Below are 23,924 nucleotides of genomic sequence, written 5' to 3'. Positions count from 1 at the left end.
GATTCCAACCTAGCTTTGACGATAAACCATTAGATACATGTGGCTATAAATGTTTGATCCCTATTAATTAAGTAATTTCTCAGCTAATGATAAAGCAACTTTCCCCGCATCCTGACCACTGAAATTACTCAGCACCACGATATAAATATCTTTTTCCGGAAAGAAGTAACCGGACGTAGCAAAACCATGGATCCCACCATTATGTGAAACTGCTTGGTATTTATTAAATTTTTCGATGTACAAACCATAACCATAGTTTGATGATTTACCATTATTTAATATGACAGGACTCGTCATTTGTTTATAACTGTTTTGAGAAATCAACTGATTATTTGTCAGTGCTGTAAACCATTTATTCATATCCTCTAATGTAGACAACAAAGAACCTGAAGCATGAGGCCAAGACATATCAATATATCCTGCATTTACAACTCCTTTGTTAGTGGCATCATAACCATTAACTCTATTTTTAATTATTTGAGAGCCGCCGTACTGGCTAGATTTCATATCCAATTTTTTGAAAATATGCTGTTCGACAAATTTAGCATAACTTTGTCCACTAGCTACTTCTATTATTTTACCTAACAACACATAACCAGTGTTAGAGTAATACATTTCTTCACCTGGTTTTGTTCTCATTGGATATTGTGCTAATTTCTCAATAACTTGATCAATAGATTTCGATGTTAAAGCTTCATTAGCAAATATATTAAAGTCATCTGTGAAATTACCAAGCCCTGATGTATGGGTTAACAATTGCTCAATTGTAATCTTATGACCTTGAGTTGGAAAATTAGGGATATATCGATTGATATTATCTGTTACTGTTAATTTTTTTTGCTCTTGTAACAACAAAATTGCTGCACCTGTAAACTGCTTGGTAATTGAGCCTAAACGAAAAACGCCATCAGTTTTCAAAGGTATCTGATGTTCTATATTAGCGAGTCCATAAGCTCCTTTAAAAATAACTTCACCTTTTTTACTTACCAAAGCAGCAACACCCGGCCCATTTTTACTCACCGCTTTTTCAAGGATTTTTTGATAATCCATATTTGTTTCAGATGCAAAACTTGATTGTTGAAAAAGTACTGTAAACACAGTGCAAAGGCCTAAATATATATATTTCTTCATTCATTTCTCATTTAAAATAACAATTTAGTTTAAATAGGTAATTGATACGCCAATTTAAAATACTATATACCATTGATTTTATTTGATTTATTCTTTCTTAACAAGTACCTGTTTCGTAACATTTGGTAAATTTAACTATTTATTAATATTTAAGACCTTAATTTCAAGCTTTTAGAGAACACATTGCACTTAGGATATTAATTCCTTTTAAATACATTTATATCTATAAAAATCCGTTGCAATTATCTTATTTAGCAAATAAGACATCCTAGATATGTAAACTTTTGTAAAACATAAGCAAAATGATTTTACATTAAGTGCCTATAAGAGCGCCCAATCAAAAATGTATATTGTACAAAAACCGCCCAAACATAAGGTTCACTATGCATACCTATATAAACAACACCTTGATATTTATGCTATTACTTTCACTATTTAAAGCTAATTTGGTTAAAGCAGAGGAAGTGCAGCACTTTGTAAATAAATTAAAAGACCACTACCAAGATACCTTATCTATCAAGGCATTCTCTCTTAATCATCACTTTCTAAATAAACAATACAGAGATAAAAATTACTGGGATTTTAAAATGCCCAATCGCGCTATGTCGATCAGAACAATAGAAGTTGATCTTGAAAAAAAACACTATTATGACAACGACATCCTCTATTTCCCTGGCGGATTACTGTTTGATAGAGTGCAATTTCAAAATAATACCGAGGGTTATTATTATGATAAAAGCGGTGCATTTCTTGGAAAAGCCGTTATAAAACAAAATATGAACAGGTTTGATACTGTAACTAACTATCTAGTAATGAAGCTTGATTTTATGGCTGTAAGGCCATTACTTGAAGAACAAAATAGCAAAAAGGCTCTTACCCTTATCAAAGACAAAAAGTCTCAAACGACCCTAGTCACTCATACATTACCTAGCGGTGACACAATAGATTACAAGTTCAAAAATCAGCCTTTACAATTAATTTCAGTTAACCATAAACCGCTTAATGGTTACTTTGAATATTATGACTATCAAACGACCCGAGGCATTACTTACGCTCGAGTAGTACACCAACATTACAATGATGCAACAGTTCCTCAATATGTCACTTATAACGACAGTTTTAACATTCTTAATCAAGTAGATCCTAATAGACTAAAACTACCACAAGGGTATGATCAAGAATTACCCAGAGGTGATGGCAAATTATTTTCAAGCTTATTATCTGAAGATCTGTATTTAGTGACAGACTCAGCTGGAAGACGTAATAGCTTATTAAAAGTCAAAGACGATAAAATCATGGCATTTGGGGTAAGTGGCAGTACTGATTTAGCAAAAAAAATTATCAGTTTTATTGAAAAGGAATTTCCAAATAAAACTCTAAAATCTGTGCACATCACTCATCCACATAGCGATGAAATTTCAGGGCTTAATCTTTATGCTAAACAAGGTGTTGAGATTATTGCTGACAGTTACACAATTGCAGGTATAAAAGCACATAAAGCATTTTCAAACGACATTGAAAATTTCAAATTTCGTATTTTAGAGAACGAGCAAAATATTTATGGAGCTAAGTTTTACATCTTAGAAACCATGCACGCTAAACGCCAAAGCTTTGTTCACTTCGATAACGCTGGTATCATTTTCCAATCAGATTTTTTACACATTCCATTTGATAACACTATCCCTAAGGTGATCCCTAACTACACTAGAACTTTTGTTGATTTTGTGCGAAATAACAAGCTAAAACTCAATCGTGTAGTTGGCCAATATGGCAATAACAATATAACCATAGAAGTCATGAATAAGGCATATGATGCTTTAATGTAAGCGATTCTTTAATCAAAAAAGGTGATCTAAGTCACCTTTTCATATTGGAACTAGTTCATAAAAAATAGCCCATAAAATCAAGCTTATTTATCATTCGATAACCATCAACATTCTATATTCATCATAAGCAAACTGATCTGTCATGCCGCTTATATAATCTTGAATTAATCGACAACGATAATAAAACTCTAAACACGTATAGTTTTCTGCTCCTTTATCTAGTAACGAAACAGCTTTTAAGTAGGTCTCCTTATGCTTTATTGGGAGTTTATTACACAATCGCGTTTCAATTAGTGGCGCCCCTTTTTCTTTATTTATCGCCAGTTCAAACTCATGTTTATCTAATTCTAATAAGGGTTTATAAGCATCAAGTAAGCCGCTAATTATTCTAAACCCTTGTAATTCAAGCTTTTCAACCTCTTGATTACAAAATACATATTTTAATGCGATTTGCTTTAAGGTCTGCGTAATTGCATGATATCGGCTGTTATCTTCTAATAAAGCTTGATTAAAAGTGCCATGATATACAGCTTCAATATTATCAATAAATCGTGTAGTTGCATGCTCAACTAATGGATGAATTAATGCTACGCGCAACTTAATAAAATAATTTGCATCATTCTCTACTTTATCTGCACTTTCAACTGCCTTTTTCCATTGAGATATTGCATTAATGTCATCAATCTTAAGTTGATTGATTAAAACATCTTCAAACATATCCTTTAAGATAGTACTTAAATCATTTCGACTTAAAACCCCTTTTTCTACTGCATCTTCTATATCCGCTAAACAATAAGATATATCATCGGCTGCTTCCATAATATAAGAGATTGGGTGACGACAGCCATGCTCTATATTTAAAGATGTCATCATGCTATTTACATATTCTTTTTCAGCGAAATAGTAGCCGACCTTTTTCATTAAATAGCTTTTGTCTCTAACCACTTCGGATTTTTTCATAGTTGCTGGTCTAGTATATTTTAAAATTCCTGCTGCTTGGGTATAAGTCAGATTTAAGTTTAATAATGAATGAATTAATCTTATTGCTTGGGCATTACCTTCAAACTGTTTCAAATCTTCAAGTAAATCTTCATTACCAATAAAAATATTGCCACTACTTAAAGTTGTTAATTGCGCAATATTTTTTATAAACCATTGATTTAATGCTTCTTCACCAAAATGACCAAAAGGAGGGTTACCTATATCATGCATTAAACAAGACATTTCAACTAGACTTTCAATTGATCTCTCAAGACCCTCTAGGCCATATTCAGCGAGCTTATTTGGTGATAAGCTTTTGAAAATAGATTGAACAATAAACCGACCAACTTGCTGTACTTCCATAGAGTGCGTTAGCCGACTTCTTACTGCAGCATTACGTTCAAGCGGAAAAACCTGTGTTTTTTGTTGTAGTCTTCGAATTGCAGCTGAATTTATTATGCGTCCCCTATCACTTTCAAAAGCTGTATGCTGGTTAGCTAAGGGAATATTTTCTGTTTTATAAGTATTAAAAGGTCTAATAAAGTTTATTTTTGTTTTAAAGTTAATATTAGCCATGATGTTATCTCCCTCTACATCTCGAAACTGCGTTAGGTTGTCCCTATCATGCCAAATATATTATTGAACTATAAGGTTTAATTATCATATATCAAAATTATATTAACTTATTGTTTAACACCTTCTATTTCAACATAAGCAATTGAGCAACAACCTCCTTTTTCGAAATCATAAATATTTTCACAAAACCGAAAAAACACCTAATAAAACCAGCAACTCAAAGCAGAATAACAGTTAAATATCAATACCTTACAACCTGGTGTGCTACTTGCTTATTTCAATATATAACTAACATAAAAAGTAAGGAAAAATATGAATTTAATTGGTAAGTTAATCATGAGCTGTTGTATTGCAACTAGCCTACAAGCCAGTGCAATGATAATTAGGCATGACAAAAACGACAGTGAGTATGTTAAACAAGAAGCTGACTTTCCTGCGATTTTTCCATTGCATGATAATGGCAAACTAAAAAACTGTGTTGGCACTATGCTCGCATCACAATGGGCTATTACAGCTGCGCATTGTACTATCTTATTGAAACCTGGTAGCAAGTTTGTAATTGCTGGCAATGATGCAGAAGTTTCATCTATTTATATGCCTCCTGAGTATGGTTATATGAAGGCCATTAGAAATAGCCAAGGCGACATTGTTGGGGTAGAAGATAAAGTAAAGGACCAATCATTTGATATTGCATTAATTAAGTTGGCTAGCCCTATCAAAAACATTAATACATTGCCCTTATTAGCGTCAGAAGTAAAAGTAAATCAAATCATTGAAGTTATGGGCTGGGGAGATTTTGGTAATGGCGTCACAGGTGTTTCGCGCCAAGATAGGGTGAACGATAGAAAGTTTCGTGTGGCGCATAATAAAATAGAAGCCGTAGATGGTAATTATTTAGTCTTTAATTTTGACGCTCCTAACAGCGGAAACACATTACCATTAGAAGGTATTAATGGCCCAGGCGATAGTGGCAGCCCAGCACTTGTAAAAATTGATTCAGTTTACTATGTTGCTGGGATAAGCTCTGCTGGCGACTACCCTAATGAGCAAAAACATGAAAGAGAAGGTAAATACGGTTGGCAAGAGTACTATATTAGTGTTAACACTTTAAAATCTTGGATCACGCAAACCATGTCTGTACAACAGAGAAAATCACAGTCCAGCAATTAGAGTAAATTAGTATCCTTAGACTTTCAGTATTTATGGGTTGCTCATTCACTTATTTTAAATAAAACAAGCTAGATGTGTTAAAAAGCATATCTGGCAAAGAATAAAAATAAAAAAGGTTAGGCAAGTATTGCTAACCTTTTGAATATAAAATTATGTAATATGTGTTGCGGTGCACAACGAAAGACCCGCACCAGTTATTTTAGTTAAGAACCACAGCCACTAACAACAACCCAAGAGTCACAATATCCATCCAAATTAACAAACAGGTTGCTTAACCTTTGCGGCTCTTGCGTAATAAAATCATACGTTACCTTGTTTTTAACCTTAAACGATACATATCCAGTAGGATCACCCTCTTCAAGCAATTCCGCTTCTGTTTCTACAAAGCTTACCTCTGGTAACTTCTTTAGCACTTCAGCTTGCTGCGCTTGGCTTAATGGCCAGCATTTAAAATCGATCATAAACTCAATTTCGTGATCTAAATTGAAATCAAACCCCCTTCCCTGAAGTAATCGTAAAACATCTCCATCAACATCTTGTGGCCAAGCATTATTTTCATTCATTAAAATCTATTATTCCTAAATTTATGTCTCAATTTACAAAACCAAGTGATAAGTCAATATTTTCACTTGTTTATATTGTTACACCTTATCAGAAACCAGAAAACAAAGAAATGAGAATTAATATCATTACCATTAATGAATTAAGGTCAATATAAACTCGTTTTCAACAAGAAAAGAATTAATGTTTAGTTTTACTTATCCTGACTGCACGATGCAAGACCTGATAATCATATAGAAAGCTCCTAAGTGTTAAGCGTAAAGTATGTGCCGTCCAAAACACTTTTACGAACACTAGGAGCCTAAGATGAAACTATATGGTGGAATTGATTTACATTCAAATAATAGTGTATTTGCTATTAAAGATGAAAATGGTGAAATTAAAGCAAGAAAAAAATTACCCAATGATTTAAATATGATTTTTCAGTTTTTAGGCTCTTTTGAAAATGAATTAGTTGGCTTAGTAGTTGAGTCTACTTTTAACTGGTATTGGTTAGTCGACGCTTTAATGGATGCTGGATTTTGTGTTCATCTCGCCAATACGACAGCGATCCAGCAGTATTCTGGTTTGAAATATGCTGATGATAATAGTGATGCTGCTTGGCTGGCAGAAATGTTGAGATTAAATATTCTACCTGAGGGGTATATCTATCCAAAAGCAGAGCGAGCAGTACGAGATTTGATGCGTAAACGGATGCAACTTGTTCAACAAGCCACGAAAAACCTTTTGTCCATCCAGGGGCTATATATGCGTCATTTGAGTTATAAACTGAGTAATAACAAAATAAAACAACTCTCAGCTGAAGACATAGAAAAAGATTTTTTATCAACAAATGTTAGCCAGGCTACAGTTTGCAACCTAGCTGTAATGAACTGTCTAAAAACACAAATTAAGACGATTGAACGTGTCATATTAGAACAAGTTAAATTAAGAGCGCAATTCCAACAACTGACTAGCATTGATGGTATTGGTAATATTTTAGCCCTCACTATTATGCTTGAAACTGGTGATATTAAGCGTTTTGACAAGGTAGGTAATTACGCATCTTATTGTCGATGTGTCAGTGGTGCTCGTTACAGTAATGGTAAAAAGAAAGGCAGTACAAATTCAAAAAATGGCAATAAATATTTGGCATGGGCTTTTGTTGAAGCCGCTAGCTTTGCTATCAGGTATAACAAAACAGTGAAAAGTTATTATCAACGAAAAGCAGCAAAAACAAATCAAACTGTTGCGATAAAAACAGTGGCCCATAAATTAGCGAGAGCTTGCTTTTATGTTTTGCGAGATGACGTGCCTTTTGAAGCTAAAAAAGCTTTTTGTTAACAGAATTTGGTTAAGGTAATGAGTTATACAAGGGATTGGAAAAACCACGAGACCTGATTAAACCTTTACCTTAACCATTCTAATTTAATTGTAAAAATGAGTATGCCCAAAGTTAAAGCCATAACGGGTTGGATTGCCTTTAGCAGGCAAAGCCATAGATCTGTTAATTACAGAAACTTCTGTAAAGAACTGGATTAACTTTGGCACTAAATAATTACTGAGGCTTTGTAGCCAAGAGCAGTAGTCATCCAGTTTATTGGCTGACTACACCGCTTTAATTCAGATGGGTGACTGGTGCATATTCACACCAACATTGTGATTTTTAGGTGCGTATTAATAAATAATTGAAATTGGCGGTACAAAAAACATTTTTACTTGGTTTTTAATAAAAAACACAAGAAAACACACATGTCTGCTTGACCGGAAATTCCTAATGGGTGACCCCATTGGTTTGCTTGACCCCATTGGTTTGCTGTGTTAATGGCCTCAAGTTAAATAAATCACAAATTCAGCGCAAAATGAAACAAAATTTGTCTGTAATCACTTTACTTGCCCCTATGCTAGGCTATGATGTTTCAGCGCAAATAGTTCATACAGCACACCATAAGGACATTTCATTAGCAAAAGCCGCTGAGCTACTAGGTTTATATACCTCAGCAGAGTTCGTAGCATTGTTAAATGAAAAAATTCAACAAAGTTCTACTTTCATGGAATAAACGCTTTTTTGCAAGGCCAGCTAATCCCATAAATTAATGCATTTTACGTCTACAACTCAACCTTACTCATTAATGATGTCTTAACTTTCAGCCACATTCTGATTAAAACTCTCAATGCAACTAAGGCAGAGCAATAGTAGCGTTTACTTTCCCTTTTTCATTCATGGCATTGTTGCTCACCTTACTGGCGATATGTTTATTGAAATATTTGTAGACATAACATGATGACATAGAAGATAAGAGTGCACTGTAGTCCAAGTTAAACATTACAGTTTGGCCAACTAATAGCGGTTTTCCTGAAGTTTCAATAATTAGATGATCACTCGTTGATGACATTATTGTCATTCCGTCAGGAGCACTAAGTCCTGTAATACATACATCTTGACGGCCTAACGCAAGAATAGCTTGTGATACTGCACCTCTTTCTGAAGTATATTCCTTTTCTCCAAATGCATTGGCACCTATACTTCCCCATGGCAAAGACGGTTTTAATTTTGACTCAATCACTTCAGCAGTCAATGTAATTGAATCGGTATATAAACCTTCAATTTTTTCTTGAGTTAATGAGTCAAAGCCTAGAAAAATCGCTTCACCGATACGGAGGTTATTCACACGGGTTGTACTGGTATGATTAATTGCCCAATCAATTGAAGCAGTATTTCCCCCTGAAATAATATCAAGCTTGAGGTCAAACTTTGCTTCAATGTCATCGGCTAAATTTGAAAGAAGTGACATATTTTTTTCGTCAGTAGCAATACCATACCGACACGCTAGGTTTGCACCTATTCCTTTAATGATGATATTGGGTAAATCAATAATTTGTTTGATAAAGCCAATAATAAGTTCCGGCATAACGCCCTCCCTCAGATCGCCAAGTTCTATCATGACAACAATTCCATGGGTGATATTTAATTGCTTTGCGACACAGGAAAGCTTTTCAATAACATCTATCTCAGTATTCAAACTAATATCACACCATTTAACAACACTGGTAACTTGGCTGAGCATCGGCGTGCGAATCAACATTTTCGGCACCAAAACACCAGCTTTAGTTAACCTTTGGATATTTTCGACCCTAGAATCTGCAACCATTTCTGCTCCTGCATCAATAAGCATTTGTGCAATAATAGGATGGCCTGAAAAAACTTTAGTTACCGGAGTAACTGAAATGTTTCTTAAAGCTAATTTAGCCATAAGGTACTGAGCGTTATGACAGACTTTAGTGCAATCGACATCTAATCTAGGATACTTCATTCTTTTCAGCCAGTTTACTTGCCAATTGAGGATAGGCTGACAGCACGATGTCGAGCAATTTTTCAACTGGCTGAGACAACGGGTCAGTAACCTGTATACCTAACTCATTGGAGTAACCATCAATCGCAGTAAAAATATCATCTGAAGACATTCCTTCGTGATTGAGCGTTAAGCCAATAACCGATGTGTCTGAAAATGTCTCAATCAGTATTATTTCTGAAGCAACTGAGGGCATTGGCATATTTGGAAAATCACTACGGTGCTGACGTTTAGGAGCATGCTGTAAAATAACACTGGTTGGGCAGCTGCCACGCAATATGAACGAACTGGTAGAATATGCGGGGTGACTTAAGGCACCTTGTCCTTCAATAATAATCAAGTCTGGATTTTCTTTTTCATATGCTTTAACAATAACCGACTCCAATTCTCCAGCACAAAATTGGGAAGGGACTGCGTCGAGAGCTACACAGTAACGCGCCCCTTGCATAATACCTGTTTGTCCTGTTGCTATCATCACAACATTGAGACCTTTATTAGTTAATTCGTTGGCCAAAATGGTCGCAGTTGTTCGTTTTCCTAATGCACAATCTGTACCTAATACAGCTATTCTAGGGCAGTTCACCTCTCGAACTCTACCGCTAAATATTTGAAGCTCTTCTTTTCGCTTAGGTTTGCGAATATCAAATATTCGAACACCATGCTCAATACTCGCGTCAACAAATGCTAAATCCTCGGTCAGAAACTCATGTAGACCATTGATGATATGCATTTTCAAGGACATGGCATGTAAAATGATTTTTCTTTCTAAACTCGATAAAAAACCGCTGGTAGGAGCAAGACCGAAAATGAAGTATTGAGGAAGAGTTTCGCTTAGGTTTATAGCGTCTTCTAAACTTGCAACTATGGGTATTCCATTGGCTTTTTGATCTAGTACCTTACCAGAATCCAAACCAGCTAATTTGCTATCAATGACAGACACTATGCGATACTTTTGGGAGTGCCGAATCAAACCATTCGCCGTTTTACCATCAGCTTTTCCAAAATTCCCTTCGCAAAAAATGATAGCAGTCGGTTGAATGGAATTATCTTGTTCTTTTAGCAGAGTTGCCTGTCTTAACGAATTAAAAGTATTGTTGACGTTAATATTTCTAAAGTCATTATAGTTTGAAGGAGTAGACATAATAATAGCCTTAAAGTAAGGCTTAGAAGGGCGTCTGAGGAGTGTCGAGATTCAATCTCGAAAAAGAAAAGAAGTCCCTACTAAGCGGTAGGGAGAATTTCAATACTAACACACTTGGCAATTTCCCACCAATCATTTAACTACAATGACATAACATTTAAGAGGCTAACTTGACATTTGATTACTTAACAGAATCAATATCAACATCATGCTTTCAAAAATTATTAAAACGAGAAGAGTTAACGATAATGATTAGTAAAAGACCAATTAAGTAAATTTTAAAGAAATTATTTACTAGTTTTTTTCTTATGACTCAAAGCCCCAGATTGGAAAAATCATTTTCGTTATATTGACACTTCAAAAAAAAAGATTAAAAAAGATTAAAAAAGATTAAAAAAGATTAGACATAAATATCTCATTGATATAAAAACCCCCACTCAGAAATTAAAAGCTTACGCTGGTTACTATAAATATATTTAATTTGAGAGTTTCATGTTTTATTTCACGAAATACAATACAAATTATTGAGGTTTTATAAATTACGCGCACAATCAATTAAATTGCTAGATAGCAACAATTGTTAAACTTAAATAAGGTTGAGCAACTACCCGGAACCTTTATACCAACTATGATTGTGACTATGTGCACACTTCATTAAAGATGATTTTGAACCTGCGAAGTTAGCATAATGCCGCCTGAAGTGTTGAATGGTATTGAGCCATGAATCAACTTCAATATTTAAAACAGCTAAAATTTTTGGAGTCGTTTTCAAAACCGAACCTCGTTTATTTGGCACGATTAAACGACTACTAAAATCAGCTAACTCTAAATAATCAAAAAGCGTAAAAGGAATGGTATTTTTATCCATTGAGCAGCCAAATTCTAATAGTAACTTTGGTTGCTGTAAGACTGTAAATTCAGGTTTCTTATTAGATTTACTATTTTTAGATTTGTCTTGTTTTTTAAAAGATTGGTATTGCTTGATTCGTTCTTTAATTGAGGTGAAATCACTGCCTATAAGTGAGTCAACCATTTTTGCTCTAATAGGATTTAAATCAACATACATCATGCAACTTAAAATTGCAGATTCATCTAGCAAAGCCTGTGATTTAAAACGCCCTTCCCAAAATTTACCCGTGCAATTATCTTCTTTATTCGCTTTACGCGCTATAAATTCATTTAGGCTGCGCATAAACCAACTAATATCATATAGCCTTATGCGCCATTCATTAACTATTTCATTAATTCTAAACATGTATGCTGCATTGAGTTTTTCACCCGACCTATAACGGTCGACCAAAATACAACCATGATATAACTGATACCAACGTTCAATAACATCATCATTAGATAAGCTTAAAGCCTCTTCCCTATTTACCTTTAAAACAAGGTGATAATGATTAGACATAATCGCATAAGCTGCGATATCAATTGAAAAAACAGTTGAAAGGAATTTGATTCTATCTACTAACCAAGTTCTACGATGGTCAAAGTTATTACCTGAATATTTATCATCGCCACATAAGTAACTTCTTCGGATACAGCGATTTATACAATGATAATAAGGGGTTGCATCTAAATCGATTAACGACTCTCTCGCCCTAGCCATAATAACCACCAATAACAATTCATCAGTGGTTAAAGTTTAGTCTAAAAAATGAATTTTAGACTAGTTTTCAATAAGAAAAAGATGGCTGTCTAATTTTATAGTCTTCTTCAAACACATTCGCTGATAGGTGCGGCTTATTCATAGCTGATGGGTGGCACTTGTGGTATTCTTGCTTCAAGAACGTATCTACAACCTTGGTATAGACTTGTGTTGTGTAAACGCACAACTAAGCAGTGCGCCTAGCTATGATCGAAGTCTAGCTGCACATTCCACGGCATTAAATCGGTTAAATCAGAATTTTCTCCTCGATTTGGCATTTCTTTGAACAGATATTGGAAATAGTAATATGGGTTTATATCATTTGCCCGACATGTCATGACAATACTATAAAGTATCGCACTTGCCTCTACACCATTGACTGATTGTGAGAACATCCAGTTTTTCCGTCCCGTGGTAAATGGTCTGATATCTCGCTCCGTTATATTAGTAAACGCGCAACTAGGCGGTGCGGCTAGTTATAATCAAAGTCTAGCTGCACATTCCACGGCATTAAATCTGTTAAATCTGAATTTTCTTCTCGATTTGGCATTTCTTTAAATAAATGTTGGAAGTAGTAATATGGGTTTATATCATTTGCCCGACATGTCATGACAATACTATAAAGTATCGCACTTGCCTCTACACCATTGACTGATTGTGAGAACATCCAGTTTTTCCGTCCCGTGGTAAATGGTCTGATATCTCGCTCCGTTATATTATTGTCGATACCTAATTCACCATCTTCTATATAATGATTTAATTTATCCCATTGATTAAGTGTGTAGTTGATTGCTTTGCCAATATGGCTCTCTTTGGTGACTTTTATCTTGGCTTCATCTAACCATATTTTAAATGCTGCTAATATTGGTTTGGCTTTTTCTTGCCGTAATTGATAGCGTTTCTTTGCGCTTAGTTTCTTGTTTTTTGCCTGCGTTTCTAATTTATAAAGTTTACTGATGAAACTGATTGCCTTATGTGCCCGACCTTTATTCTTTGACTCAGCCTTAAGTGCATCATTATATTTACGCCTGGCATGTGCCCAGCAGCCTACAGGCGTGATATTTTCAACATTGTCATAAACAGGGTAGCCATCACACTGTAAATATCCTTGATAATCCCCTAGGAATTCTTTTAAACAGGCGCGACTTCTACCCGCCTGGTAATCATAAACCACAACAGGTTGCTCACTCATTTCGTTACTGCGATACACCCACATATAAGATTGGTTTGTGGCTTTTTTATCAGGCTCATCTAATACCTGAACTCGAGTTTCATCGGCGCATAAACTATGCTGAGCGAGTAAATGTCGTCTCATTGCTTCAACTAAAGGTTTAATGATTGCGCCAGCTTTAATACACCAATTTGCCAGCGTGCCCCGAGACAAGCTAAGTCCACCGCGTTTGAATATCTCAACCTGTCGATAAAGCGGTAACGCATCACAATATTTAGCCGTCACAACTGCAGCCAGTGTTTCCGCGCTGGCAATACTGCCGGGTATCGGTTGTTTTGGCTTGGAAGCGGTAATGATTTTGTTTTTGATTTCAGTATTTTCACAATGACGACAAGCGTATTTGAATTGCTTGTGTTTTATGACACTGATTTTGGCTGGGATAATTTTAACTTGTTCACTTTCTTCAGTGCCACAAACATGCATATCATTCCCGCAACACATACAACTGCTATCTGCTAATACATGTTCAACTTCTTCACGCGGTATATCTTCAGGCAGTGTTTGTTTGCCTTTTTTATGATGCTTGGGCGCTGACTTTGCTTGCTCTGCTTCGTTAAAGGTGCCACGTGGTGCCTTCTCACTTTTCTTGCCATATTTTTGAGATTTGCTCAGTTTCAATTCTGCAAGAAGGTGATCAATACGCGCCTGCATTTCAACCATATCTTCTTTTAATGCTTGTTTATCTTGCTGCAATGCATCAACCTGAGCTTGCAAAGCCGCCAGTTGTTTTTGCAGTTGATTTATTTGCGCATTATCAGACATTTATAAAGCTTTATTTATCTCAAAGTATGGCTAGCATGACACAGTAAAAAGATCGTTCAATACCTAAAAAATGCTCTTCAGGATCACATAACCGATAGGCCTGATAATGTGTGATGTCGTGACGGATTACTAACAGGCAAGCCTGAGAGTAACCATTGCAACTGGCGTTGTTCAATACCCATAGCAGCCAATGAACAACTGTTTTTCGGCCATTGAAAGCGACCTTGTTCTAAACGTCGATAATAGAGCCAAAAACCATTAGTATCCCAAAATAAAATTTTTAGCTTATCGCGATGTTTATTACAAAAAACATACCAAGCTTGATTGAGAGGATCTAACTCAAGTTGCTCAGCAACAATGATTGATAAACCATTTATGGATTTACGCATGTCAGTAAAGCCAGTGACCAAATATACCTGTTGAGGACAGATCATTTAAGTAAACTCACAATATGATGAAGCTTTTGATGACATAAGTCCTCATCAAATTCTAATTGATAGCCGGTTGGTGTACTTAATTTGAGCGAGGTCGTTTGAAGTTCAGCGGCACCTTCAACAAGCAAGGGAATAAGTTGTTGCTTTTGAGTCGGCAGGGGCTTATTGCCATTAGTTTTGGCTATGCGTTTTTTCCAGGCATAAAATGTAGAAGTTGAAAATTTTTGCTGTTTACAAAAATCAGTAATAGAAAGACCACTGTTTTGTTGCTGAATAAAGAGTGACTGCCAATGTTTAATTTTTTGCTGATATTTCATAATTATCCCGAATTAATTTGATGAGATAATTTTGCTTAAAGCTGATTGAAATTGGAATGTGGGGTTAAATTAGCGCTTACTTCGCTTGCAAACTCAAGGCGGTGGAGATTTAATTTATTGGGTTTTATGCCCTTTTTGGTTCGGACTTTTATTTTTAATTATTCACAACCAAATACACAAAAAAACACTCTACAAACTACCGTACAAAATCACTGCATTCATGAGGGGTAGACGCGAAAACCGAGAACAAAAAAAAGCAGAGGAAGCACAAGAAAAGTTTAATTTTCAATCCAATATAGAGCGAGAAATTGAACTCGAAAGGGAAAAAGTAAGAGCTGAAACACGCAGGGCAGAAATAAGACTAGAAGAAAAAGCACTAGAAAAATCAAGACCCGAAAAAGAAAAAAATCTATCTTCTATTTTAGATAGATTAGATGATTTATAAAAAGAAATTCCACTTGAGTTTACTTTGGTTTTTGGTTAGGTGTGACACGATAAGAGCTGAAAAAAGGCTAGAAATAACAAAGATAATCTAAGCGCGGATATGTACGGAAATTTAAGAAAAAACCGTTCTTTTATTCAACCGACCCTTTATAGGAACATGTATTACCGCAAGGTTTAAAAAATGGTATGAAGTGATAGCGCGCATAGCAGGTGATTTAGTTGATGCGATGATCAGTTATGTCAATATGCGGAGTTATTTGAGAAAGCTGCAGGACGTAACCCTTTATCATGTCAATATTGTGGTGAGGAAATGGAGTTAACCCGATTATTACACCCACTAAAGGGATTCTTCTATGATATATTTGCACACGATTAGTTTTTTGTTCTATTTCAGTGAAATTATGGTTTTTGTTTATTTCTATTAATTTCACTGTAAACAAGAGTGTAAATAAGAATTGATCCAGCTATCGGTAAACCTGAATTATCTATACGAAAACCACTTAATATCAAACCTATCGAAAACAGCCAACTGATAATTATAATAAATAACGAAAAAACATCTATTAATTTACTCATGTTATTTAACATTTCCTTTTTCATAACAACAATATTAATATCAAAGTCTAACAGTAAACTTTAATTAATCTAATATCAATAGGTTGGAGAATTAAATGATTTAAATATTGTTTAATTGACTTACTTAGTACCTACTTTATAGTAGCGGCCAACCTCATTATTAAGGAAAATAAATGAAATATTTAATCACGCTCACACTTGTACTCTTATCTGGATTAGCCAGCGCAAAAACATATGTTAAAAGTTGCAATGGATGTTATGACCATCAATATAAATCAGTAGCGTTAGATATGAGAACAGTAAAAGGAGATGAAGTGTATGTAAGTGATAGCGTAAATAAAATTATAAAAAGATACCGTATAAGTATTGTATATATTGAAGATTATATTCCAGTTCCAACTGCAACGGAATATAGTGTTGATAGTGATATTAGGGCCAAATTTTTAGAAACTATATCTGCGTTAGATCTAATGCATTCTAGAATCCAATCAGGTCCTCAAATAGAAGGAGTGACTTCGATTGAAATAGATGAAGGGTTTGATGTTCCGCCAGATACTTCAGTGTATGATTGGTTGAGTAATGGAGGTCTTCAAAGTCGCTCATACTTACAGCTTAGAGCTCGAAATCCTATAATATATTCATATTGGGAATTCTACAGTGGTTTAATCAATACAATCACTGTAGGTTCTGGTTCAACTCAGATTCAGGTTGAACCTTCTGCTTTTAATAAACCACTGATTTTAATTTTTGAAAAAGGTGGTTATGTAAAAGTTTATCCTAATAAAGACACATCTTCATGGAACATTGTTAAAAGTTCAGCTTACGATGAAAATGGAAACCAAGTTCCTTTTTCAAAAGAAAGCCTTGCGGGTCATGATTTTAATTTTCAAGGTAAAGCTTCTTATGATGATTTTGAAAAGTGGGCAAAACAGTTCAATGTTTTATTTACTGAGCCTGTAAATAAATTTTCTTCACCATATAAAGTTTCTTGTAATTATGAAAGTGGTAAATTTGTATGCACACTTAAACACTAAGATCACTTATTATAAATTAAAGAAACACTTATTTAGTCGCCACACGACAAGCGTATCGCCTTTCCTGGCATATTTTAACGTTTCTTGGGGTAATTCCACATAGCACTGGTTTGTACTCATAAGCGGCATCCTTTATAAATAAAGGATGCCGCTATTTATATGAAAACATACTTTAGTGACTAAAATTTATAAATTATTGTTATATCGATATATTGTAGGTTAATTCATAATAAATTTTTAGTGCCATTTAAACGACCATTTTTTTAGCGCTCTAAAAAAAGTAAATTTGATAGGTAAATTAACCAAATTAAAGAAACCATGTAAAGTGAACTCAAAATATATATTGACTCTATAAACCTTGCTATATAAGGGCTAGAGAGAATTCTACCGACAAACCGTTGACCCTAACGAGTAATTATCAACTAAGTCCAAGTAAAAGAAGAGCTGTAGGCATTTACAGTGATAAATCAGTGCTATGTGGAACAACTCCCTAAATATCAAGCATACAAAATATTATTTTACTTCTGATAATCCTAATTATCAGAAGTAAAATTTCAGCCCTCAAATACAAAAAAATGATTTTTGTGCAGTTAAATTTGTCATTATTATTTTATAAAAATAACGGTGTATGCTATTGTTGTTAGGTTGAAAATTGAACAGGTGTCATTTTAATAAAGGACTGTTATGATCAAAAAAATACTCCCCATATCCTTAGCTGCTTTATTCTCGGTCAGCCCTGTAGCAAACGCCGGCTTCTTTAGTACATTTTTTGCTAATGTAGCCTCTGATTCTTTTCAAAAAAATGGGCGTGGCAACTCTACACCTAATTTAAAAGAGAAAAAAATCCAAGCTGCGCTTGGTGTTATGGCGCTGTACAATGGGAAGCTTGATGGTGATTTGGATACCTTCGAGTCAAGAACAGGTATAAAAAAATTTCAAGGGCAATACAACTTAGATCAAACCGGATTCTTAACAGATACAGAAAAAAGCCAGCTGGTATATTTAAGTAATTTATATGTATCTTTAAAGAAAAAAGGAGTGACGGAATCAAAAAAAATAGCCATTTACAATGAAATAGATAGCACTACAGATTCAATGGTAAACAAAACTTTAATTGAAGAGTATTTACCATTTTTATCTGATGATAAATATAAGTTAAGAATAACGAGCGAGCATGAAGATGCTACCGTTTATATTGATGGTAAGAAAAGTTGGTACTATTCAACTAGGCTACTATACCCAATTAGTCGATTCTGGTGAGTTCACTGTAAAAACACTTAAAAAAATCAATACTTTGATTATTCAGCGAGCAAAAAAATTACTGTTAATAATAAAAATGAAGCAACAGTATTTCATGCAAAAGAAACTAAAAGGCCAAATAAAAAAACAATTGAAATAACAAAAAGCATGGGGTTGAAAGAATATCCGATTAATGGTGTTTTTGTTGATTTAGTTAATAAAACTATTTGGGAAAATACCTCTTCAACACTCCAGAGTGCAAAGTATACTTGGTATCAAGCTGAAGAATACTGTAATAGCTTATCTATTTCTGATTACACTAATTGGCGATTATCAAGTAGGAAAGAGCTTCATCAGCTGTATCAATCGGTAAATGGAAATAGCATTCAAGAAGCCTCTCAAATACAAAAGAAATACAATTCTAATAGTAACTTTGGTATTTGGAGTGATCACACAGAAGTACAAAATGTACGTGGTGGTTATACAGTTACCTATGGCAGTAACGCATATGATGGGCAAAACTCTAGTTCTTTTATAATCGATAGTAAAAACCCCTACTCATCAAAAACTAGAGATGATTATCATAAAACACAAGTTATATGTATTTTAGATAGCTAAAAATAAACCGTCGATAAAATATATTATCGACGGTTTTTATTTAGTTGTGATAATTCAGATTATCTCAACTAGTTGACTCAAAACTAAACTCTGTATAATTGAAATATATTGTACTTTTTTTATTCTATTTTTGATGTCTGTAGTGGTTTAATGAACTCGGACACCATTTAAGGTGGTATTATTACCACTTACATGAGGTGTCATATGACTAGTAAACGTCGAACTTTTACAAAAGAATTTAAATTAGAAGCTGCAAGTTTGGTGCTTGAACAAAGTTATAGTATTCCTGAAGCTGCTCGTTCACTTGGTGTCGGTGAAACAGCATTAAGGCGCTGGGTACGGCAATTGAGTGATGAACGTAGTGGTACTACGCCAAAGTCCAAAGCGCTAACACCTGAGCAGCAAAAGATTCAAGAATTAGAAGCTAGAGTTAATCGCCTAGAGCGGGAAAAATCTATTTTAAAAAAGGCTACAGCTCTCTTAATGTCAGACGAAATGAACAATATACGTTAATCAACAAGTTAAGTGGGCATGAGTCTACAGAGTTGATTTGTGACGTATTTGAAGTACCACGTTCTAGTTTTTATGACTTTAAGCAATCTAAAAAAGTTATTAACAAGCAAGAGATAGAGTTACGAGCAAAGGTAAATGAGCTATTCAAACTTAGTAGAAGCTCTGCTGGAAGCCGAAGCCTGGTTATGATGCTTGGTGAAGATGGCTTCAACATAGGTCGCTTCAAAGTAAGGCGTATCATGAAGGATATGCACTTAATCAGTAAACAGCCGGGTTCGCATGCTTATAAAAAGACAACCGTTGAACGACCTGACATTCCAAATCTATTGGATCGAGAATTTAATGTTTCGCAGCCAAATCATGTTTGGTGCGGTGATATCACTTATATTTGGGCCGGTAATTGTTGGGTATATCTTGCGGTAGTACTCGACTTATATTCAAGACGAGTTGTTGGTTGGTCATTATCGAACAAGCCTGATGCTGACCTTGTAGTATCAGCATTAGACAGAGCCTATCAACAGCGTGGAAAACCTACAGGGCTGATGTTCCATTCTGATCAAGGTAGCCAATATGGAAGCATAAAATTCCGTCAACGATTATGGCGTTATAGAATAACTCAGAGTATGAGTCGCCGCGGCAACTGTTGGGACAATGCACCGATGGAACGTGTGTTTAGAAGTTTAAAATCAGAATGGGTACCAACCAATGGCTATCATTCAATTAAAGAAGCAGAGCAGGATATCAGTTCTTATTTAATGAAATACTATAACTGGCGCAGGCCACATAGTTATAACAACGGGTTTTCTCCTGCTAAACCAGAAGAAAACCTTAATTTAATGTCCGGAATTAGTTGACCACTACAACGGGTATTCCTGAAGGAAACTTTTTAGGCAGACCAGGCTTAATACACTGTTGGTAATAAAGCATAAACAACAGGGTTTTAATCTCATTATCATCCTCATATGTCTTTGCAAGCGTCTCAAATGTCAGCTTTTTCCCTTCAGCATCTTTTATTTTTAAAGCTAATGTTGGTAAAAAGCCGTTCGATGCGCCTGCGCCAATAAGAAAGTTAAGGTTTTGTTCATATATATTGAACAAGTTTAGTTCATTAGTCATTTTGAAGTCCGTATCGAAAACAAAAGTATATAAAAAGGAAAGGTTCGCTATAAATTTATGCTTATCAAGCTTACCTTTTAAATACTAAATATCATACGATAATTCACTATAAATATGACGAAAGTTAACTCAGTTTGAATTATGTACTAGAGCACTATTCACTATGACTAATAATGAGTTAATGATATTGATAATAAAAAAGGCGAACCATTTCTGGTTCGCCTTTTAATAATTAATGTCGGATCTAGTTAATTAACCAACTTAATTAAAATAATCATCTTCATTAAATCGTTAACCAACTTAATTAATGATCCTCAAAAAACAATGTGCCTGAGTATTTATAATTCAGACAAAATGACAATGTAGGATAATCAAAAAACCTTCTCTCAATCAAAAAATCTATTAAAAACTCAGACAAACTTAATTTCTTCCTGTTACAAAGTAGTTTGTCTGAATTTAAATACAAGCCGATTGTAAATGCTACTTTCTGAGAAGTCCGGAATCGAAAGTGTAAAGCTATACCACTTTAGTGCGCCCTAGAACATGATAAACAATGTACCCTGAACGATACATCATAAATATTTCAGAAAATTAGAGTTCAAATGATAAACAAGTACTATTGATTTAAAGCAAATAGTTTCATAGTATAAAAAACATCCAAAGAGCTAGACTTATTCGCTCTTCGTATTTGGATGTAGAACCAAAATGTTTTGCAAGTTACGAAGGTGTCGTTTTAGTTTATTAATTTTCTAAATCTAGTAATTGCACTTCTTACCATTAAAACGTTTTCCTTCTGTGTCCAACTCTTAGTACCTTCTAATTATAGGGATATGATATGGGTTATTACTTGTTCTGCTGGTTGTTCAGCTTTCTAAGTAGTTTAATTTTCCTTGGCGGGATTGGGCTATTATTCAGTAAACGTTTAGCTAGAGTTCTAATTGGTTCTCACAAAAAGATGAACTTGTCCAGTCTACAGTTTTCTCTCTGGATGATATTAAACATGTCAACTTTGTTTTGCGTCAGCATCATCTATAAAGCGATGAATTTAATTATACCAGCAAATCTCTGGGCACTTATCGGAATATATCTCAGCTCTTCAGCAATTATAGTTACAGTGAAAGGCATAATAAACACCCAAGAAGCATCTGTAAATCTATCGAAACAACTTCGTTCTTTCAAAGCTATATAAGATTCTTTAATTTTAAATACATCACAACTTTATTTTTGACAAATAATTTTAATTATTCTTATAGGAAAGTAACTATGACTAAGCGTGAAAATAGAATAAAAGTAAATGTAAAAACCACAGACGCTGATTTACTAATTTCAAAAAATGTGAAAGAACTCTCACCTAGTAGTGAAAGCTTGAACTCATTCGATAGATTAACTTTCGATGGTTATCGGTTGAGGTGGCATGGTGCTTCCCCAGCAGAATACAACGCTTTCTCTGGTCAATCAGATTTGTCAGCTAGAGAGTCGAAGAAAGACTTAGGCCCAACTCCTCAGGGGTTGTTTGCAATTGATCCGGCAAATATTGAGGAATTGGAACCAAGTAACGATTGGGGGAGCTATAGGGTTAAGATAGAACCTTACCGCTCCACTGTACAAAGAATGAGTAATTGCTTTGATGCTATTAGAACCAGCATGTACATACACGGTGGTAAAGTGAATGGAACTAGCGGATGTATTGAAATTAATGACGACCAACAAGAAAAAGCTTTCTTCGAAAAATTAAAAAGCTACGGAAGAAAGATTGAACTTGAGGTTAGGTTTGTTGGCGAGATGGAAAACAAACTCGAAGAATCAAAATGTCCTTATTAAATAAAAAGCTAGAAGTAAAAAATTGTCGGTAAAAAAGAAACTTTTGGAGATAGAGATGCAAGTATGCAACACCACAATAAAGATACTCAATAAAATTTGCTGGAAACTCCCTTCAAGAGCAATAGAAAAGCTACTTTTTCCAATTTTATATATTCTTCTTATAGTGGCCCTCAGCGGCTGTAGTTATAAGTACAGCCAGCAAGTTATAAACCTTGAAATAGAGGGGACTGAACAGAAATCCATAGTAATTATCACGCCCCCATATAGCACGTTCCCCATCTCTAAAGGTGCCTACAAAACTAATTCAAAGCACCGGTTTCAAGCCCTGTTAATCGAAAATGTGAGCATGAACTATTATGAAATGCTAACCTATGCAAGTGAAGGAAAACTCCTCTCCTACAAATCGCAAAAAAACTCACCGCCCCATCTAAAACAGTCGAAAATACTTGAAACAAAAAATATCACTTCAGGGCGAATAGTTTTATTTGAGCACAATCAAACAAAAAAAATTCTAATTGAAACTGACTACGATAATCTACTTAAGTGCACTGATGTAAAATGCATCACATCAAATTTTGAAACGTTATCCCACGAAGTTTTAAAAACACTGGCAAAATATGAAAAATTGTCTAGCTCGGGTGACGAAAAGTTAACTTTGCCACATGGCGCAGCATTAGAAATACTCGTTAAGCTTTTTGAAACAATACCACACCCAGAGTCCGCAAGCTTATCAAGGTATGGAAAGGTTCAGGGGAAGTACCACATGGTATTGTTTCTTCATCCTTCAATGCGATTGATTGTAGATACAACTAACAAACTAAAAAGACCCAATGAAATCTATATACTTGAAAACACATCTTTTCATTCTTTTTCGCGCAATAAACGGGGGGAAATATCACAACTTCCCTATTTCGAAAATACTTCATTAGATAAACAAACAACTTTCAGCAAGACACAACAGGGAAGCGGGAATGAGATTGTAATCCTAGCCACCACTGCCGATATGCATTATTCAAGCGCAACTAGATCTAGCAACTACATTGCATTGCTGCAAATGCCGATGAAAAATTCAATTCATAGCAATGGTGAACATCTTGATGATGATGACGCTAAAGACTACTGCAAGACATACGAATGCCAATCGGCAATTCTATACGGACTACCTGACAAAGTCATCTCACCAAATGATCTTCATGTAGGTGTGATTCCTGAATACAAAAACAAAGCCGTTTTTGGTGATAGAAGTTATATTTCCGTCGAATTCCCAATCTACATCAATGATACAAAAATATACGTGCAGGCAGGCAGTACAATAGCAACTCTTTTGCAATTAGGTGACATACCACGAAACTTTAATTTATTCCGTAAATATAAAGGGATATACCACCCTTTCAAAACAGATAAAAACATAGACATTCAATTGCTACCAGGCGACAGGTTCAAAATATAAGGA

Annotated in this window: 21 protein-coding genes and 1 pseudogene; 11 read left to right on the top strand and 11 right to left on the bottom strand. The window is 34.8% G+C overall.

Annotated elements, in window-relative coordinates; genetic code table 11:
- Positions 1–63: 63 nt before the first annotated feature.
- Positions 64–1,131: a serine hydrolase gene (locus PSA_RS08635; protein WP_052380224.1), complete on the bottom strand. Its 1,068-nt coding sequence runs from the start codon at positions 1,129–1,131 to the stop codon at positions 64–66.
- Between the two features lie 383 nt (positions 1,132–1,514).
- On the opposite strand from PSA_RS08635, the gene PSA_RS08630 reads away from it, so the two are divergent.
- Entirely contained in the window at positions 1,515–2,957 is a 1,443-nt protein-coding gene (locus PSA_RS08630; RefSeq protein WP_042151683.1) for a hypothetical protein, read from the top strand.
- Between the two features lie 90 nt (positions 2,958–3,047).
- Here PSA_RS08630 and dgt read toward each other — a convergent pair whose 3' ends face one another.
- Positions 3,048–4,514: a dGTPase gene (gene dgt / locus PSA_RS08625; RefSeq protein WP_082305672.1), complete on the bottom strand. Its 1,467-nt coding sequence runs from the start codon at positions 4,512–4,514 to the stop codon at positions 3,048–3,050.
- Positions 4,515–4,826: 312 nt separating this feature from the next.
- On the opposite strand from dgt, the gene PSA_RS08620 reads away from it, so the two are divergent.
- Positions 4,827–5,684: a trypsin-like serine protease gene (locus tag PSA_RS08620; protein ID WP_042151686.1), complete on the top strand. Its 858-nt coding sequence runs from the start codon at positions 4,827–4,829 to the stop codon at positions 5,682–5,684.
- 203 nt (positions 5,685–5,887) lie between these two features.
- Here PSA_RS08620 and PSA_RS08615 read toward each other — a convergent pair whose 3' ends face one another.
- Positions 5,888–6,247, bottom strand: a complete 360-nt coding sequence (locus PSA_RS08615; protein ID WP_042151687.1) for a ribonuclease E inhibitor RraB — start codon at positions 6,245–6,247, stop codon at positions 5,888–5,890.
- A gap of 304 nt (positions 6,248–6,551) precedes the next feature.
- On the opposite strand from PSA_RS08615, the gene PSA_RS08610 reads away from it, so the two are divergent.
- Together PSA_RS08610 and PSA_RS08605 are read left to right on the top strand one after the other, a co-directional pair.
- Entirely contained in the window at positions 6,552–7,568 is a 1,017-nt protein-coding gene (locus tag PSA_RS08610) for an IS110 family transposase (protein WP_059364865.1), read from the top strand.
- Between the two features lie 518 nt (positions 7,569–8,086).
- Entirely contained in the window at positions 8,087–8,284 is a 198-nt protein-coding gene (locus PSA_RS08605) for a hypothetical protein (RefSeq protein WP_042153693.1), read from the top strand.
- A 120-nt stretch (positions 8,285–8,404) separates the two neighbouring features.
- Here PSA_RS08605 and PSA_RS08600 read toward each other — a convergent pair whose 3' ends face one another.
- From PSA_RS08600 to PSA_RS08570, 7 genes and pseudogenes are all read right to left on the bottom strand, one after another.
- The gene (locus tag PSA_RS08600; protein WP_082305671.1) at positions 8,405–9,538 is read right to left on the bottom strand and encodes an alanine/ornithine racemase family PLP-dependent enzyme; all 1,134 of its coding nucleotides are present in this window, start codon (positions 9,536–9,538) and stop codon (positions 8,405–8,407) included.
- Entirely contained in the window at positions 9,525–10,718 is a 1,194-nt protein-coding gene (locus PSA_RS08595; RefSeq protein WP_082305670.1) for a DUF1611 domain-containing protein, read from the bottom strand. Before PSA_RS08595 ends, PSA_RS08600 begins: the two co-directional genes overlap by 14 nt.
- Positions 10,719–11,322: 604 nt before the next feature.
- On the bottom strand, positions 11,323–12,327 hold the full coding sequence (locus tag PSA_RS08590) for a transposase (protein WP_059364860.1): 1,005 nt from the start codon (positions 12,325–12,327) through the stop codon (positions 11,323–11,325).
- Positions 12,328–12,566: 239 nt separating this feature from the next.
- A pseudogene (locus PSA_RS08585) lies at positions 12,567–12,812 on the bottom strand (transposase domain-containing protein); the annotation flags it as partial.
- Positions 12,813–12,838: 26 nt separating this feature from the next.
- Positions 12,839–14,359, bottom strand: coding sequence for an IS66 family transposase (locus PSA_RS08580; protein ID WP_059364853.1), 1,521 nt, complete (start codon positions 14,357–14,359; stop codon positions 12,839–12,841).
- 83 nt (positions 14,360–14,442) lie between these two features.
- The gene (gene tnpB / locus PSA_RS08575; RefSeq protein WP_042153746.1) at positions 14,443–14,793 is read right to left on the bottom strand and encodes an IS66 family insertion sequence element accessory protein TnpB; all 351 of its coding nucleotides are present in this window, start codon (positions 14,791–14,793) and stop codon (positions 14,443–14,445) included.
- Positions 14,790–15,110, bottom strand: a complete 321-nt coding sequence (locus tag PSA_RS08570; RefSeq protein ID WP_042153749.1) for a hypothetical protein — start codon at positions 15,108–15,110, stop codon at positions 14,790–14,792. The genes tnpB and PSA_RS08570 overlap by 4 nt, the downstream gene beginning before the upstream one ends.
- 85 nt (positions 15,111–15,195) lie before the next feature.
- Here PSA_RS08570 and PSA_RS08565 point away from each other — a divergent pair, with 85 nt between their 5' ends.
- From PSA_RS08565 to PSA_RS08540, 5 genes are all read left to right on the top strand, one after another.
- Positions 15,196–15,555 (top strand): hypothetical protein, encoded by a 360-nt coding sequence (locus PSA_RS08565; RefSeq protein WP_042153664.1) that lies wholly within the window; start codon positions 15,196–15,198, stop codon positions 15,553–15,555.
- 748 nt (positions 15,556–16,303) lie between these two features.
- Entirely contained in the window at positions 16,304–17,164 is an 861-nt protein-coding gene (locus PSA_RS08560) for a hypothetical protein (RefSeq protein ID WP_042153662.1), read from the top strand.
- Between the two features lie 684 nt (positions 17,165–17,848).
- Positions 17,849–18,424, top strand: coding sequence for a hypothetical protein (locus PSA_RS08555; RefSeq protein ID WP_042153659.1), 576 nt, complete (start codon positions 17,849–17,851; stop codon positions 18,422–18,424).
- Between the two features lie 153 nt (positions 18,425–18,577).
- Positions 18,578–19,021: a DUF1566 domain-containing protein gene (locus PSA_RS08550; RefSeq protein WP_059364850.1), complete on the top strand. Its 444-nt coding sequence runs from the start codon at positions 18,578–18,580 to the stop codon at positions 19,019–19,021.
- 204 nt (positions 19,022–19,225) lie between these two features.
- Positions 19,226–20,388, top strand: a protein-coding gene (locus tag PSA_RS08540) for an IS3 family transposase (RefSeq protein WP_157575757.1) whose coding sequence is annotated in 2 segments (ribosomal slippage) — positions 19,226–19,481 and positions 19,481–20,388 — 1,164 coding nt in all. Because the reading frame shifts where the segments join, the coding sequence is not laid out codon by codon here.
- Here PSA_RS08540 and PSA_RS08535 read toward each other — a convergent pair.
- A complete protein-coding gene (locus PSA_RS08535; protein ID WP_042153414.1) occupies positions 20,381–20,650 on the bottom strand; it encodes a hypothetical protein in 270 nt (89 codons plus the stop codon). The two genes, PSA_RS08540 and PSA_RS08535, sit on opposite strands and share 8 nt — an antisense overlap.
- A gap of 1,263 nt (positions 20,651–21,913) precedes the next feature.
- On the opposite strand from PSA_RS08535, the gene PSA_RS08525 reads away from it, so the two are divergent.
- Both PSA_RS08525 and PSA_RS08520 read left to right on the top strand, forming a co-directional pair.
- A complete protein-coding gene (locus PSA_RS08525) occupies positions 21,914–22,471 on the top strand; it encodes a DUF2778 domain-containing protein (RefSeq protein ID WP_042153421.1) in 558 nt (185 codons plus the stop codon).
- Between the two features lie 22 nt (positions 22,472–22,493).
- On the top strand, positions 22,494–23,921 hold the full coding sequence (locus PSA_RS08520) for a hypothetical protein (RefSeq protein ID WP_127924259.1): 1,428 nt from the start codon (positions 22,494–22,496) through the stop codon (positions 23,919–23,921).
- The last annotated feature ends 3 nt before the right edge of the window (positions 23,922–23,924 follow it).

Source organism: Pseudoalteromonas sp. '520P1 No. 423', from assembly GCF_001269985.1.
GTDB lineage: Bacteria > Pseudomonadota > Gammaproteobacteria > Enterobacterales > Alteromonadaceae > Pseudoalteromonas.
This window is presented reverse-complemented; position numbering and strand designations above follow the sequence as displayed.

Bases quoted from the DNA above. Each gene is read 5' to 3' on its own strand.
- PSA_RS08525 (WP_042153421.1), top strand. From the start codon at position 21,914: ATGACTAAGCGTGAAAATAGAATAAAAGTAAATGTAAAAACCACAGAC.
- PSA_RS08610 (WP_059364865.1), top strand. From the start codon at position 6,552: ATGAAACTATATGGTGGAATTGATTTACATTCAAATAATAGTGTATTT.
- PSA_RS08630 (WP_042151683.1), top strand. From the start codon at position 1,515: ATGCATACCTATATAAACAACACCTTGATATTTATGCTATTACTTTCA.
- PSA_RS08635 (WP_052380224.1), bottom strand. From the start codon at position 1,131: ATGAAGAAATATATATATTTAGGCCTTTGCACTGTGTTTACAGTACTT.
- PSA_RS08570 (WP_042153749.1), bottom strand. From the start codon at position 15,110: ATGAAATATCAGCAAAAAATTAAACATTGGCAGTCACTCTTTATTCAG.
- PSA_RS08595 (WP_082305670.1), bottom strand. From the start codon at position 10,718: ATGTCTACTCCTTCAAACTATAATGACTTTAGAAATATTAACGTCAAC.
- dgt (WP_082305672.1), bottom strand. From the start codon at position 4,514: ATGGCTAATATTAACTTTAAAACAAAAATAAACTTTATTAGACCTTTT.
- PSA_RS08580 (WP_059364853.1), bottom strand. From the start codon at position 14,359: ATGTCTGATAATGCGCAAATAAATCAACTGCAAAAACAACTGGCGGCT.
- PSA_RS08605 (WP_042153693.1), top strand. From the start codon at position 8,087: ATGAAACAAAATTTGTCTGTAATCACTTTACTTGCCCCTATGCTAGGC.
- PSA_RS08560 (WP_042153662.1), top strand. From the start codon at position 16,304: ATGAAATATTTAATCACGCTCACACTTGTACTCTTATCTGGATTAGCC.
- PSA_RS08590 (WP_059364860.1), bottom strand. From the start codon at position 12,327: ATGGCTAGGGCGAGAGAGTCGTTAATCGATTTAGATGCAACCCCTTAT.
- PSA_RS08535 (WP_042153414.1), bottom strand. From the start codon at position 20,650: ATGACTAATGAACTAAACTTGTTCAATATATATGAACAAAACCTTAAC.
- PSA_RS08600 (WP_082305671.1), bottom strand. From the start codon at position 9,538: ATGAAGTATCCTAGATTAGATGTCGATTGCACTAAAGTCTGTCATAAC.
- PSA_RS08555 (WP_042153659.1), top strand. From the start codon at position 17,849: ATGATCAAAAAAATACTCCCCATATCCTTAGCTGCTTTATTCTCGGTC.
- tnpB (WP_042153746.1), bottom strand. From the start codon at position 14,793: ATGATCTGTCCTCAACAGGTATATTTGGTCACTGGCTTTACTGACATG.
- PSA_RS08620 (WP_042151686.1), top strand. From the start codon at position 4,827: ATGAATTTAATTGGTAAGTTAATCATGAGCTGTTGTATTGCAACTAGC.
- PSA_RS08615 (WP_042151687.1), bottom strand. From the start codon at position 6,247: ATGAATGAAAATAATGCTTGGCCACAAGATGTTGATGGAGATGTTTTA.